Origin of the sequence: Variovorax gossypii (assembly GCF_003965815.1) — a bacterium.
In the GTDB taxonomy this organism is placed as follows: domain Bacteria; phylum Pseudomonadota; class Gammaproteobacteria; order Burkholderiales; family Burkholderiaceae_C; genus Variovorax; species Variovorax gossypii.
The window spans coordinates 239,867-252,966 of the sequence record NZ_RXOE01000001.1; the positions used below are offsets into that span (position 1 = coordinate 239,867).

Genomic DNA, 13,100 nt, shown 5'->3' on the forward strand with positions numbered 1-13,100 from the left:
GCAGGCCCCGGACCACGGAAAAGATTGACAGCCTGAACGCCGCAAGGCGGTCTTGCGCCGTCGTGGGCTCAGCCGGCATTGCCGGCGAGGTTCGCGGCGGCGCTTATTTTTTGCAGCTCCAGCACGCCCATGGCCATGGCGTTGGAGTAGCTGGCCTGCGGGCTGGCCGCGGTTCGGTAGACCCGGTAGTCGAGGGTCTCGGTGCTTGCGTCGCCGTGGTGGGCCTCGAGCAGGGTCCAGAAGAACTGGCCGGGCTCGTGCTCCTCGACGGTCAATGCCAAATCGTTCAAGGCTGGCATGGGTTCCCTGGGTGCGATGCGATGTAAGTGTGCTGCCGAGTGCAGTCCCGGGTGTACGCAGGAAAACCTCAATCGGATTCACCGGGCGCATTTGCAGCGCGGCAGCGTGAAAGATGTCGCAATCCGTCGGGTCCGGCCGGCGCTTTCCGGGCGCCCGTGGCGCTCAACGACAATCCGCCGATGAGTTCAAAGGCGAATAGCGGGCCGGCGTGCTGCGTCATGGTCCTGGGCACCACCAGCGGCGCGGGCAAGAGCTGGCTGGCCACCGCGCTGTGCCGCTGGTATGCGCGCCGGGGCCTGAAGGTGGCGCCCTTCAAGGCGCAGAACATGAGCAACAACGCCCGCGTGGTCGACGGCGGCGAGATCGGCAGCGCCCAGTATTTCCAGGCCCTGGCCGCGAATGCGCTGCCCGACGTGCGCATGAACCCGCTGCTGCTCAAGCCCGAGCGCGACACCCACAGCCAGGTGGTGCTGATGGGGCAGGTGAGCGAAGCTCTCTCGGCCTTGCCCTGGCGCGGCCGCAGCGAGCGCGTGTGGCCCGAGATCTCGGGCGCGCTCGACGAACTGCGTGCCGAGAACGACGTGGTCGTGATCGAGGGCGCCGGCTCGCCGGCCGAGATCAACCTGATGGCCAGCGACATCGTCAACATGCGCATCGCCCGGCATGCGCAGGCGCGCTGCCTGCTGGCGACCGACATCGACCGCGGCGGCGCCTTCGCCCACCTCTACGGCACCTGGGCGCTGCTGCCCGAGGCCGACCGGGCGCTGCTGCGAGGCTTCGTGCTCAACAAGTTCCGTGGCGACGCCTCGCTGCTCGCGCCCGCGCCTCAGCAGCTGCAGGAGCTGACCGGCGTGCCCACCGTCGCCACGCTGCCCATGTGGTGGCAGCACGGCCTGCCCGAGGAAGATGGCGTGTTCGACGACCGCAGCCGCGCGAGCGGCGCGGTCACGCGGACGGTGGCGGTGGTCGCATACCCACGCATCAGCAATCTCGACGAATTCCAGGCGCTGAAGAACGTGCTGGGCGTACGGCTGGTCTGGGCGCGCACGCCGGCCGACGTGGCCGGGGCCGACTGGATCGTGCTGCCCGGCTCCAAGCACACCAGCGGCGACCTGGCCTGGCTGCGCGCGCAGGGGCTGGACCAGGCCGTGGCCGCGCATGCCGGGCGCGGCGGCGCGGTGCTGGGCATCTGCGGCGGCCTGCAGATTCTGGGCGAGGCGCTGGTCGATCCGCACGGTATCGACGGCAATGCGCCGGGTTTGGGCCTGCTGCCGCTGGTGACGGTGTTCGAGCGCGAGAAGACGGTGCGGCATCGCGCCGCGCGCTTCGGCGACCTGACCGGCGCCTGGGCCGCGCTGTCCGGCGTGCCGGTCGCCGGCTACGAGATCCATCACGGCCAGACCGCCGCGCATCCGCAGATGGCGCAGGCAGGCCGGCCGGTCATGCCCGACGGGCTGGCCTGGCAGAACGCGCAGGGCAACGTGCTCGGCATCTATCTTCACGGCCTGTTCGAGGACCCTGGCACGCTGCATGCGCTCTTCGGCGCCTCGGCGCCCACGCTCGAGGCCACCTTCGACGGCCTGGCCGATTTCATCGATTCACACTTCGACGCCGGCGTGCTCGCCGGACTGATTGCATGACCGAACCCATTCCCACGATCCCCGATATTTCCGACGCCGCGCTCGCCGCCCGCCTGCAGGGCGCGCTCGACAACAAGACCAAGCCGCTCGGCGCGCTGGGCCGGCTGGAGGCGCTGGCCCTGCGCATCGGCAGCGTCCTGGGCACCGAAAGCCCGGTGCTCGAGGCTCCGCAGATGCTGGTCTGCGCCGGCGACCACGGCCTGGCGGCGCGCGGCGTCTCGGCCTATCCGAGCGAGGTGACCTGGCAGATGGTCGAGAACTTCCTCGCCGGCGGCGCGGCCGTGAGCGTGCTCGCGCGCCAGCACGGACTGGCGCTCACCGTGGTCGACTGCGGCGTGCGGCAGGACTTCCAGCCCCGCCCGGGGCTGGTGTCGCGCCGGATCGCCGCCGGCACGGCCGACGCCTCCGAAGGTCCGGCCATGACTGCCGCGCAGTGCGCCCAGGCGATCGCCAACGGGCGCGAGGTCGTGAAGGCGCTGCCGGGCAACGCGCTGCTGCTCGGCGAGATGGGTATCGGCAACAGCTCGTCCGCCGCGCTGCTGCTGTCGCGGCTGGGCGGGCTGGACATCGACGCCTGCATCGGCATCGGCACCGGCCTCGACGGGGCAGGGCTGGCGCGCAAGCGCGAGGTGCTGCGGCAGGTGCTGGCGCTGCACGCCGGCGTCACCGCGCCGCTCGATGCGCTGGCAGCCTTCGGCGGATTCGAATTGGCCACGCTGACGGGCGCAGTGCTGCAGGCGGCGGCCGAGCGGCGGGTGATCGTGGTCGACGGCTACATCGCCAGCGCGGCGGTGCTGGTGGCGCAGGCGCTGCAGCCCCATGTGGTGCAGCGTTGCGTGGCGGCGCACCGCTCGGCCGAGCCGGGGCATGCGCTGATGCTGGAGCGGCTGGGGCTCGATCCGCTGCTTCAGCTCGACCTGCGGTTGGGCGAGGGCTCGGGCGGCGCGCTGGCCTGGCCGCTGCTCGAATCCGCCTGCCGCATCCTGCGCGAGATGGCCAGCTTCGAATCGGCCGGTGTGTCGCGCAAGGACAGCTGAAGCGAATGAAGAACGGCGTTCGCCACTTCCTGCTCGCCCTGCAGTTCTTCACGCGGGTGCCGGTGACGGGGCCGCTGGCCGAATGGGTGGGCTTCAGCCCGCAGATGCTGCGCGCGAGCGCGGCGCACCTGCCCGGCATCGGGTGGCTGGCGGGCTGCGTGGCGGCGCTGGTGTTCGCGGGCGTGGCCATGGGGCTGCCCGGCGTCGGCGGCGCGCTGGCGGCGGCCGTGCTGAGCACCGTCGCCACCGTGATGCTGACCGGCGCCTTCCATGAAGACGGGCTGGCCGACGTGGCCGACGGCCTGGGCGGCTCGGCCAGCCGGGAGCGGGCGCTGGAGATCATGAAGGACTCGCGCATCGGCGCCTTCGGCACCGTCGCGCTCGTGCTGGCGCTCGGCCTGAAGTGCGCGCTGCTGGCGGTGCTGGCCGGGCGCGGCCTGGAAACCGTGGCCGTCGCCATCGTGGGCGCGCATGTGCTGTCGCGGCTGATGCCGCTGTTCCTGATCCGCTGGCTGCCCTATGTGGGCGACAGCGGCGCGAGCAAGGCCAAGCCGCTCGCGGATGCGATCAGCCGGGGAGCGCTGGCGATTGCCGTGGTGTGGACCGTTCCGGCGGTGGCGCTGCTGCTGCATGTGTACGGCGCCGTGAACGTCGGGGCCGCCGTGCTCGCGGCCGCTCTCGCCGCGGGCTGGATGGCGCGTCTCTTCCTGCGCAGACTGCAGGGCTTCACCGGCGACGGCTTGGGCGCGACCCAGCAGGTCTGCGAGCTCGCGATCTACCTCGCGCTGGCCTGGCACGCATGAGCACGCTCTGGCTCCAGCGCCATGCCCCGGTGGTGGCCGAACCGGGCCTCTGCTACGGGGCGACGGACCTCGAAGCCCATGCGGACGCCACGCTGGCCGCCGCCGAGCGGATCGCGCCGCTGCTGCCGGTGGGCATCGTTCTGTGCAGTTCGCCGCTGAAGCGCTGCACCGCGCTGGCCGAGGCCATCGTCGCGCGGCGCCCGGACCTGACGGTGCAGCGCGACGCGCGGCTGGCCGAGATGGATTTCGGCGCCTGGGAGGGCAGGCCCTGGGCGGGCATCCCCCGCGAGGACTTCGATGCCTGGACCGCCGATTTCGCGGACCTGCGGGCCGGTGTGCACGGCGAGAGCGTGCGTGCCTTCATGTCGCGCATCGCGCAGGCGCACGACGAATGGCTGGCGCAGGGGCGCGACACGCTCTGGGTCACGCATGCCGGCGTGCTGCGCGCGGTGACGCTGCTGCAGCGCGGCATCCGCTGTCCGTCGAGTGCCGGCGACTGGCCCGCCGGCGAGATGCCGTTCGGTGGATGGCTGGTTTTCGACAAATAACCGGCACCTGACAGGCCCGGCGGCGGCTATCTTCCGCGCCTGCCGTCCCCGCCGCCGTCGTCGCGTTCCAGCTCGTGCCGGATGCGCTCGGCCACGGCGCCGCGCCCGTGGGCGTCCAGCTTCATGTAGATGTTCTTGAGGTGCCACTTGACCGTGTCGAGCGACAGGCCGAGCGTGAGCGCGATCTTCTTGTTCGGCAGCGACTGCAGCAGCAACTCGGCGATCTCGGCTTCGCGCAGCGTGAGCAGGCGGGTCAGGCGCCCGTCGTCCCGGAAGCGGGGCACCGGCGGAGCTTCGGCGCGCGTGGCGCTCTGCGATTGCGCCAACGCCTCGATGCGCTCGATGAAGAAGCCCAGCACCGGGTCGAGCCGGGGAGTCGCGCCGGCCGTGCGGATCAGCTGCAGGGCGTTGGGGTGCGCGCCCAGCAGGGTCTGCAGCAACCCCAGCCGGTGGCCCAGGCGCAGGGACTTGCACACGCGCGTGTTCGACGCCTCGGTGCGCCCCAGCCTGCGCTCGACCTCGGCCGCCTGCAGTTGGAGCGTGACGGAAAGGCTGAGCTGCCCGCGTTCCTCGTAGCACTGCGACAGGGCCTCGAGTCGTGCCAGCGCGGGCAGCAGCTCGCCGTCGTGCACCGCCATGCAGATGCGCGCCCGCTCCACGATGTCGGCAATGCGCCGGAGGGTGCCGGGCTCGACGCCCGGATGCCGGTCGTGCAGCGCTTCCAGCTCCTGCAGCGAGGCCCGCGCCGCGTCGACCCCTTCGGCCCCGTCGTTGGCGAGCTGGATTTCGAGCTGCTCCAGCAGCACGCAGGCCAGCGTGCGGTCCATGCCGAAGCGGCGCAGGAAGCAGCCGGTCTGCGCCAGGTGCTCCAGCGCCTCGCGCCAGCGGCCGGCCGCCTGCTGCGCCCGGTTCGCCACGAGGATCATGCGCAGGGTTGTGTCGGGAATCAGGCCGTCATGCGTGCCGAGCTGTTCCTGGATGAAGCGCGCCGCCACCAGCGGGCCGTGCTGTTCGTACAGCACCTCGACCAGCAGCTGGGCGGTGAGCCGCGCCGCCTCGGCGCAGCGCGCGCCGCGCTCCTGGGCCTCGTCGAGCACTTGGCGGTAGATGCGCTCCGCACGGTGCATGTGGCCCTCGACGGCATACGACAGGCCGACCAGGCACTGGCCCACCAGCGACCCGAACAGGGTGCCGGCGACGGGCTCGCCGTCGATGCGGGGCGCCGGCTCGTCGCGCTGGATGCGCCGCGCCTGCTCGAACTCGCCGCGATGCAGGTGAAGCCAGGTCAGCACGTTGCGCCGGCCGGCCAGCGCGAACTCGTCGGCCGCCGGCGGCGGAGCCAGCAGCTCGGGCAGCAGCCGCGAGAGCGCGTCGTTGTCGTCGTTGCGGATGGCGAGCAGGCAGTCCAGCAGCGTCAGCCGGTAGCGCATGGCCGGCTCGAGGGCGCCGGGTTTCGCGCGCAGCCTTTCGATGCTGCGGGCGCAGTCGTCGAGCCGGTAGTCGGCCAGCTCGACCCAGGCAATCCAGAGACCGAGGTTGGCGTTGTTGCCGACCGTCTCGGCGTCGATCTGGCGCAGCAGCGCGATCGTCTCGCTCATCCTGCCCTGGACGAAGAGCGCCTGCGCGCCGTGCTCAGCCAGGCGGGCGGCGGTCTCGCGGTTGCCGGCTGCCAGCGCGTGCCGCACGGCCTGGTGGTGCATGCCGCGGGTCATGAACGAGTGGCAGGCCGTGGCATGGAGCTTCACGCGCGCGACTTCGGGCCAGGCCGAGAAGCGCACGAGCAGCACGCTGCGCAGCAGCGGATGCATGTGCCACCAGCGTTCGTGCGCGGGCGCGGAAACGTCCTCCGCCACGGGCGCTTCCGGTGCGGCGGACAGCAGGCCCTCGCGCGCCAGCGGTTCCAGCAACTCGGCGCACTGGGCCGGCGTGTACCCGTCGCCCACCAGGTCGGCGCACAGCGGTGCGCTGAAGCGGGTGCAGGCCGCGCAGCAGGTGAGCAGGCGCAGCTGCGTCGCCGAGAGGCGCGGGAAGACGTGCGCGTGGAAGTACGCGGCAAACGGCTCGGGGTCGGGCACGCCGTGGACCAGGGGCGATTGCACGCCGCGCCGCCGGCGCACGTCGGCGCTCGCCAGCCGCAGCAGGGCCGGCCACCCCTCGGTCAGCCGGTGGATCGCGGCGGCGGCGCGCTCGTCGAGCTGGGGCAGGCGCATGCCGAGGTAGTCGATCGACTCCGGCAGGCTGAAGCGCAGGTCGTCGTTGCGCAGCTCGAGCACCGTCTTCGAGGCCGGTGTATGGCCCAGCGTCATCGGCAGCTCGTCCTGGCTGGCGAAGACGCACAGCAGGTTGGAGGGCGCGTACTCGACGAGCAGGCGCAGGGCGTGCAGCACGTGGCCGCTCTGCGCGCACTGCACGTCGTCCACGATCAGCACGACCCTGCGGCCGTGCGCTGCGATGCCGCGAACGAGCGCGATGACCAGCCGCTCCATCGCCAGGGCGTCGGGGCGGGCGTGCGCCACGGCCTCCTTCGGGATGGCGGAGTCGATGCCGGCCAGGGCCGTCATCAGGGAGGTCATGAAGTGCAGGTCGCCCTCGGGAAGGTCCGCGAGTCTGAGCCATGCGATGCCGGCGTCGGCCGAGACGAGTTCGCGCTGCCAGGTGAGCAGCAGCGAGCTCTTGCCGAAGCCGGCCGGTGCCTGCAGCACCACGCAGCGGCGGCCTCCGGAGGCGTCGAGCCGGTCGAGCAGGCCCTGGCGAACCAGGAGGCGGCGGCTCCGGGTGCGCAGTGCTGGTGTGCCGAGGATTGAGGCGGGTTGCATCCGTGCGGATTCTGGGTCATCTCGCGCGCGGATCGAATCCCATATTCAAGGGTTTGCCCATCCCCACCCTTCGAGGGTGGGGTGGCGCGCCGCGGTCCGGCCGATGACGACGGGGAGCCCCCGCAACCAATTTGGAGAACGCCACATGTTCGGTCTTTCGAATCTCAAGATCGGAGCCCGCCTCGGACTGGGTTTCGCGCTGTTGCTGCTGTTGCAGCTTCTCATCACGGGCATCGGGCTGCACGAGATGGCGAATCTCTCGGATCGGGTCACCTTCGCGACCGAGATCGGGGCGCGCAAGCTCGACGAGCTCAACAACGTGCAGGCCGCCATCGGCAAGCGGGCCATCGCGGCGCGCAACCTGGCGCTGGTGACGGAGCCGGCCTTGCAGAAAGGCGACATCGAACTGGTGGGAAGCTCCCAGCGCGAGATCGACAAGGGCCTGCAGGGCCTGGCGACGGTGATGGCCGACCAGGCCGCCGCGAGCCCCGAGGAACGCCGGATGCTCGAGAAGCTCCGCGCGCTCGAGGCCCAGTACCTGCCCATTGCCGGGAACGTCGTCGCCCTCGCCACGTCGCGCCAGACCGACGCGGCCGTCAAGGTGCTGACGCAGGAGTGCATGCCGCTGCTCAACCAGGTGCTGGCGCATGTCTCGGCCTTCCAGGCGCAGCTGAGGAAGAGCGCCGACGAAGGCACGGCGTCGACCCAGTCCGCGTACTGGCGCGCCAAGTGGATGATCCTGGGGATCAGCTGCGCCTCGCTGGCCGGCGGGCTGCTGCTGGCGTTCCTCATGACGCGCTCGATCACGCGGCCGCTGGGGCAGGCCGTGAACGTGGCGCAGCAGGTGGCCTCCGGCGACCTGACGGCGCGCATCGAGGTGGCCGACGCGTCGGAGTCGGGCATGCTGATGCGCGCGCTGCGCTCGATGAACGACGAGCTCGCCAAGGTGGTGGGGCAGGTGCGCGACGGCACCGATTCCATCGCCTCGGCATCGGGGCAGATCGCCTCGGGCAACCGCGACCTGTCGTCGCGCACAGAGGCGCAGGCCAGCTCGCTCGAGCAGACGGCGGCGGCCATGCAGGAGCTCACCAGCACCGTCAGGCAGAACGCCGACAACGCGCGGCTGGCCAACCAGCTCGCCGACTCGGCCTCGCAGGTGGCTTCGCGCGGCGGCGCGGTGGTCGATCAGGTGGTGGAGAAGATGGCGTCCATCAACGCCTCGTCGAGGAAGGTGGTGGAGATCATCGGCGTGATCGACGGCATCTCGTTCCAGACCAACATCCTCGCGCTCAACGCGGCGGTGGAGGCGGCCCGCGCCGGCGAGCAGGGGCGGGGGTTCGCGGTGGTCGCTTCGGAGGTGCGCAGCCTGGCCCAGCGCTCGGCCGCGGCGGCCAAGGAAATCAAGACGCTGATCGGCGACTCGGTGGACGAGGTGGAGGCGGGCAGCACGCTGGTCAACGAGGCCGGCAAGACCATGGAAGAGGTCGTTGGCAGCGTGCGACGGGTGACGGACATCATGGCGGAGATCACCGCGGCCAGCCAGGAGCAGGCGAGCGGCATCGGCCAGGTCAACGACGCCATCAAGCAGATGGACCGCGCCACCCAGCAGAACGCGGCGCTGGTGGAGCAGGCCTCGGCCGCGGCGCAGTCGATGAACGATCAGGCCGCGGGGCTGGTGCACGCGGTGCGCATGTTCAAGCTGGCCTGAACCGGCCTCGTATCGGCCCTGAGCCGGCCCTGAGCCGGCGGCGTGCCCGGCTCAGCTCAGTTCGACTTGCGCCACTGCTCGCGCCAGAGTTTGTCGAGCTGGGGCGCGAGCGCCGAGGGAGGCGCGCCCACCAGGCGGTTGCCGCCGTTGCGCTGCACCAGGCCGTAGATGCGGCCCGAGCCCTGGTCGTAGAGCGCGATCGCGTTGTTGTCGTAGCAGTCGTGCGGCTTGCAGAAGGCGTGCAGCAGGTAGCGCGTGCCGTCGATCGTCACCCATTGCGGCTCCGGTGCCGGGCCTTCGCGGCGCACCAGCCAGCGCTCGTTCTCGCGCGTGCCCAGCGCGGCGCGCCAGGCCTTCTGCATGGCGGGGCCCTGCGCCAGCGCGGCGGGGCTTCCGGTGGGCGGGGGCGGCACCTTGGCGGCCGGTTCTGCGGGAGGGGGCAGCGCCCGCTCGGCGCCGTTGCAGCGCCAGTAGCGCAGCTTCATCATCTCGGGGCCGAGCTGGCCGGCAACCGGCTTGTCGGCATCGATCGTGATGTGCTGGCCGCGCGATCCGCGGTAGACGAGGAAGGTCAGCGCGCCGGCCTTGCCCGACTCGCCGACGAGCGCCACGTCGAAGCCCGCGGGCGGCGGGCTGTTGCCGAAGAGGCTGTAGATCGTCTGCGGCTCGCGGGCGACCACGCGGCGCTTGCCGCTCTCGGCGATCAGCGTGTCCTGGCGCACCTGCAGCGTGGGCGCCGAGTTGTCGGCGCAGTTGGCGGACCAGCGGCCCGTGTACTGCTCGACGTTGTTGGGAAACTGCGTGCCGCCCTGCTGCGACCAGGCCGAGGCCGGGAGCAGCGCAGCCAGCAGGGCCGCGCCCAGCAGCGTGCGGGTGTTCGTCGATGTGGTCTTGCTTCTGGTCATCCGTTGTCGTGTTCTGTCTTTGTCTCTCAGGCCGTCTTCGGGGCGGGCGTCTTGGGCTTGTAGGAGCAGAAGGTCGCCACCGCGCATTCCCAGCAGCGCGGCTTGCGAGCCACGCAGATGTAGCGGCCGTGCAGGATCAGCCAGTGATGCGCATGAAGACGGTACTCCAGAGGGACGCGTTTCTCGAGCTTCAGTTCCACTTCCAGCGGGGTCTTGCCCGGCGCTAGGCCGGTACGGTTGCCCACGCGGAAGATGTGCGTGTCGACCGCGATGGTCGCTTCGCCGAAGGCCACGTTGAGCACCACGTTCGCCGTCTTGCGGCCTACGCCCGGCAGCGCTTCCAGCTCGGCGCGGGTGCGTGGCACTTCGCCGCCGTGCTGCTCCACCAGCATGCGGCAGGCCTCGACGAGGTGCCTGGCCTTGCTGCGGTACAGGCCGATGGTCTTGATGTATTCCTCCAGCCCCTCGACCCCCAGGTCGAGGATGGCCTGCGGGGTGTTCGCCACCGGAAAGAGCTTGCGGGTGGCCTTGTTCACGCCCACGTCGGTGGCCTGCGCCGACAGCAGCACGGCGGCCAGCAGCTCGAAGGGAGTGCTGTATTCCAGCTCGGTCTCGGGCGTGGGGTTGGCCGCCTGCAGGGTGGCGAAGAAGAGGGGGATGTTGTCTTTTTTCATGGGGCGTCGTAACGGCAGCGGGCAAAGGCGGCAGGCGCAATATATCGTCGAAAGCGGATAGCCTTACGCAGCTTTATTGACTGCGCTTTGGCGACAATGCCACCCAGAAAGTGAGACTGACCATGCAATTCGCCTCCCGCCTCGACAACGTCGAGACCTCCGCCATCCGCGAACTCTTCAAGCTGCTGGGCAAGCCCGGCATCATCAGCTTCGCGGGCGGCTTTCCCGACAGCGCCATGTTCGACGTCGAGGGCCTCAAGGAGGCGAGCCAGAAGGCACTCACGGAGGAAGCCGGCGGCGCCCTGCAGTACGGCGCGACCGAAGGCTACGAGCCGCTGCGCACCCAGCTCAGCGCCTTCATGAAGACAAAAGGCGTCGACGTCGAGTCCAACGGCCTGATCGTCACCACCGGCAGCCAGCAGGCGCTGGACCTGCTGGGCAAGACCATGATCTCGCCCGGCGACAAGGTGATCGTCGAGGGCCCGACCTTCCTGGCCACCATCCAGTGCTTCCGCCTCTACGGCGCCCAGCTCATCAGCGCTCCCATCGACGCCAACGGCGTGAAGACCGACGAGCTCGAGAAGCTCATCGCCGAGCACAAGCCCAAGCTCGTGTACCTGATTCCCACCTTCGGCAACCCCAGCGGCGCCACGCTGAGCCTGGAGCGCCGCAAGAAGGTGCTCGAGCTGGCCGTGAAGTACCAGACGCTGATCGTCGAGGACGACCCGTACGGCGACCTCTACTTCGGCGAAGCGCCGCCGCCTTCGATCATGGCGCTGAGCAAGGACGTGTCCGGCAGCCGCGAACTGCTGGCGCACTGCGGCAGCCTGAGCAAGGTTCTGAGCCCCGGCCTGCGCATCGGCTGGATGATCGCCCCGCCCGAGCTGCTGGCCAAGGCCACCATGTGCAAGCAGTTCAGCGACGCGCACACCAGCACCTTCGCGCAGGCCACGGCCGCCCAGTACCTCAAGAGCGGCCGCATGCCCCGCACGCTGGCGCATGTTCGCGAGGTCTACGGCCAGCGCGCGCAGGCCATGGGCGCGGCGCTCAAGCGCGAACTGGGTGATGCCGTGAGCTTCACGCAGCCCAACGGCGGTCTGTTCTTCTGGGCCCGTCTCACGGGCGCCAACGGCAAGCTGGCCGATGCGAACGAGTTGGCCAAGCGCGCCATCGAGAAGCTCGTGGCCTTCGTGCCCGGCGCGCCGTTCTTCGCGGAAAAGCCCGACGTCGCCACGCTGCGCCTGAGCTTTGCGACGGCCGACGTGGCGAAGATCGAAGAGGGCGTGAAGCGCCTCGGGCAGGCGCTGTAAAAGACGCTGTCGATCAGGGGGACCGGTGCAGCCTGGGCGCTGCAAGCAGGTCCAGGTTGTCTGAAATGGCCGCATCCACGTTCGGATAGCGGCCTTTCATTTTCGAGAGCGTCATGATGGTCTGCAGCGCCTTCAGGTCCTTGACCGAGGGCGCGACCTTGATCTGCGCGATGGCGGCGGTGGGATTCCCGCCGTTGATCAATGCCATCACCTTGCTTGCCCAGTCGTTTGCGCGCGCCATGTCTTTCACCTGCTTTCGTTCGAGGCACCGACTGTACACAGCGCGGCACCCATAGCCGCGAGGGCGGTCACGCGGCGGCCGCGAATCCCCCGAAGAAGGCGCGCGCGTTGGCTTCCAGGCTCTCGAGGTGATAGCCGCCTTCCTGGACGATCAAGGTCGGCAGGTCAAGCGCGCCGATGGCCTTGCCCAGCCGGCCGAAGCCTTCGGTCGTCACTGCAACCTGCGATTGCGGATCGTCCTTGTAGATGTCGAAACCCAGCGCCAGCACGAGCGCGTCGGGCGCGAAGCGCTGCAGCGCCTGCGTCGCGTCGTCGAGCCGGTCGAAGAAGGCCGATTCCGGCGAGCCGTGCGGCATCGGGAAGTTGAGGTTGAAACCCTCGCCATCGTCGGCACCGCGCTCGTCGTCGTAGCCGGCCACCGCCGGATAGAAGTTGGTCGGGTCGCCGTGGATCGACACGTACAGCACGTCGCTGCGGCCGTAGAAGATTTCCTGCACGCCCTGGCCATGGTGCATGTCGGTGTCTAGCACCGCCACGCGGGCGAATCGCCCGCGCAGCGCCTGGGCGGCGATGGCGGCGTTGTTGAGGTAGCAGAAGCCGCCGGCGGCCTCGACGCGCGCATGGTGGCCGGGAGGACGGCACAGCGCATAGGCCGCGCGTGCTCCGTCGTTGATGGCCGCTGCGCCGGCCACCGCGCTCTGGGCCGACCAGTACGCCGAGCGCCACGTCTCTGCGCCCACCGGGCAGCTGCCGTCGGCCAGGTAGCGCGCCGCCTTGGCGAGGATGCCGCGCAGGCGATTGGGCTCGCGCACGAAGATGTTGGACATCACCTCGTCGCCCCAGTCGGACGGCATCTGCTTCCATTCGGCATGGGCTTCCTCGAGGAAGCGCAGGTAGTCGGCGCCGTGCACAGCTGCAATGGGCGCCATGCCGGCATCGGCCGGCGTCCGCAGGTCGAAGCCGAGCGATCGTGTGGCTTCCACGAGCCGCAGCGCGCGCTCCGGGACTTCCTGCGGGGTGCGCATCTGTCCGCGCGACAGGTAGCTGCGCGGATGGTGCAAGAGTTGTTCCGGATGAAAGAAGGTCTGCATGGATGACTCGGCATGGCTGCCGCGGAAT

12 protein-coding genes are annotated in these 13,100 nt (G+C 70.3%); 6 read left to right on the forward strand and 6 right to left on the reverse strand.

What is annotated here, in order from left to right; all coding sequences use genetic code 11:
• Positions 1–68 precede the first annotated feature (68 nt).
• Entirely contained in the window at positions 69–299 is a 231-nt protein-coding gene (locus tag EJP69_RS01095; protein ID WP_093202428.1) for a hypothetical protein, read from the reverse strand.
• Positions 300–479: 180 nt separating this feature from the next.
• Here EJP69_RS01095 and EJP69_RS01100 point away from each other — a divergent pair, with 180 nt between their 5' ends.
• Genes EJP69_RS01100 through EJP69_RS01115 form a run of 4 tightly spaced genes read left to right on the forward strand, consistent with a single transcriptional unit; the run spans position 480 to position 4,328 of the window.
• Positions 480–1,940 (forward strand): cobyric acid synthase, encoded by a 1,461-nt coding sequence (locus tag EJP69_RS01100; protein ID WP_126468454.1) that lies wholly within the window; start codon positions 480–482, stop codon positions 1,938–1,940.
• The gene (gene cobT, locus EJP69_RS01105) at positions 1,937–2,977 is read left to right on the forward strand and encodes a nicotinate-nucleotide--dimethylbenzimidazole phosphoribosyltransferase (RefSeq protein WP_126468455.1); all 1,041 of its coding nucleotides are present in this window, start codon (positions 1,937–1,939) and stop codon (positions 2,975–2,977) included. Before EJP69_RS01100 ends, cobT begins: the two co-directional genes overlap by 4 nt.
• Positions 2,978–2,982: 5 nt before the next feature.
• Positions 2,983–3,780 (forward strand): adenosylcobinamide-GDP ribazoletransferase, encoded by a 798-nt coding sequence (locus EJP69_RS01110; protein WP_126468456.1) that lies wholly within the window; start codon positions 2,983–2,985, stop codon positions 3,778–3,780.
• Complete coding sequence (locus EJP69_RS01115) at positions 3,777–4,328, forward strand: histidine phosphatase family protein (protein WP_126468457.1); 552 nt, start codon at positions 3,777–3,779, stop codon at positions 4,326–4,328. The genes EJP69_RS01110 and EJP69_RS01115 overlap by 4 nt, the downstream gene beginning before the upstream one ends.
• A 26-nt stretch (positions 4,329–4,354) precedes the next feature.
• Here the strand turns inward: EJP69_RS01115 and EJP69_RS01120 are convergent, their stop codons facing one another.
• Positions 4,355–7,144: a LuxR C-terminal-related transcriptional regulator gene (locus EJP69_RS01120; protein WP_126468458.1), complete on the reverse strand. Its 2,790-nt coding sequence runs from the start codon at positions 7,142–7,144 to the stop codon at positions 4,355–4,357.
• Positions 7,145–7,289: 145 nt separating this feature from the next.
• On the opposite strand from EJP69_RS01120, the gene EJP69_RS01125 reads away from it, so the two are divergent.
• Positions 7,290–8,852: a methyl-accepting chemotaxis protein gene (locus EJP69_RS01125; protein ID WP_126468459.1), complete on the forward strand. Its 1,563-nt coding sequence runs from the start codon at positions 7,290–7,292 to the stop codon at positions 8,850–8,852.
• Between the two features lie 56 nt (positions 8,853–8,908).
• On the opposite strand, the gene EJP69_RS01130 is transcribed toward EJP69_RS01125, so the two are convergent.
• A complete protein-coding gene (locus tag EJP69_RS01130) occupies positions 8,909–9,757 on the reverse strand; it encodes an Ivy family c-type lysozyme inhibitor (RefSeq protein ID WP_126468460.1) in 849 nt (282 codons plus the stop codon).
• Positions 9,758–9,783: 26 nt separating this feature from the next.
• Positions 9,784–10,431 carry an endonuclease III gene (nth, locus tag EJP69_RS01135; protein ID WP_126468461.1) on the reverse strand — a complete coding sequence of 216 codons (648 nt, stop codon included), beginning with the start codon at positions 10,429–10,431 and terminating at the stop codon, positions 9,784–9,786.
• 122 nt (positions 10,432–10,553) lie between these two features.
• Here nth and EJP69_RS01140 point away from each other — a divergent pair, with 122 nt between their 5' ends.
• Positions 10,554–11,741, forward strand: coding sequence for an aminotransferase-like domain-containing protein (locus EJP69_RS01140; RefSeq protein ID WP_126468462.1), 1,188 nt, complete (start codon positions 10,554–10,556; stop codon positions 11,739–11,741).
• A 13-nt stretch (positions 11,742–11,754) separates the two neighbouring features.
• Here EJP69_RS01140 and EJP69_RS01145 read toward each other — a convergent pair whose 3' ends face one another.
• Both EJP69_RS01145 and EJP69_RS01150 read right to left on the reverse strand, forming a co-directional pair.
• Positions 11,755–11,982, reverse strand: coding sequence for a hypothetical protein (locus tag EJP69_RS01145; protein WP_093202405.1), 228 nt, complete (start codon positions 11,980–11,982; stop codon positions 11,755–11,757).
• A 67-nt stretch (positions 11,983–12,049) separates the two neighbouring features.
• Entirely contained in the window at positions 12,050–13,072 is a 1,023-nt protein-coding gene (locus EJP69_RS01150; protein WP_126468463.1) for a histone deacetylase family protein, read from the reverse strand.
• Positions 13,073–13,100 lie beyond the last annotated feature (28 nt).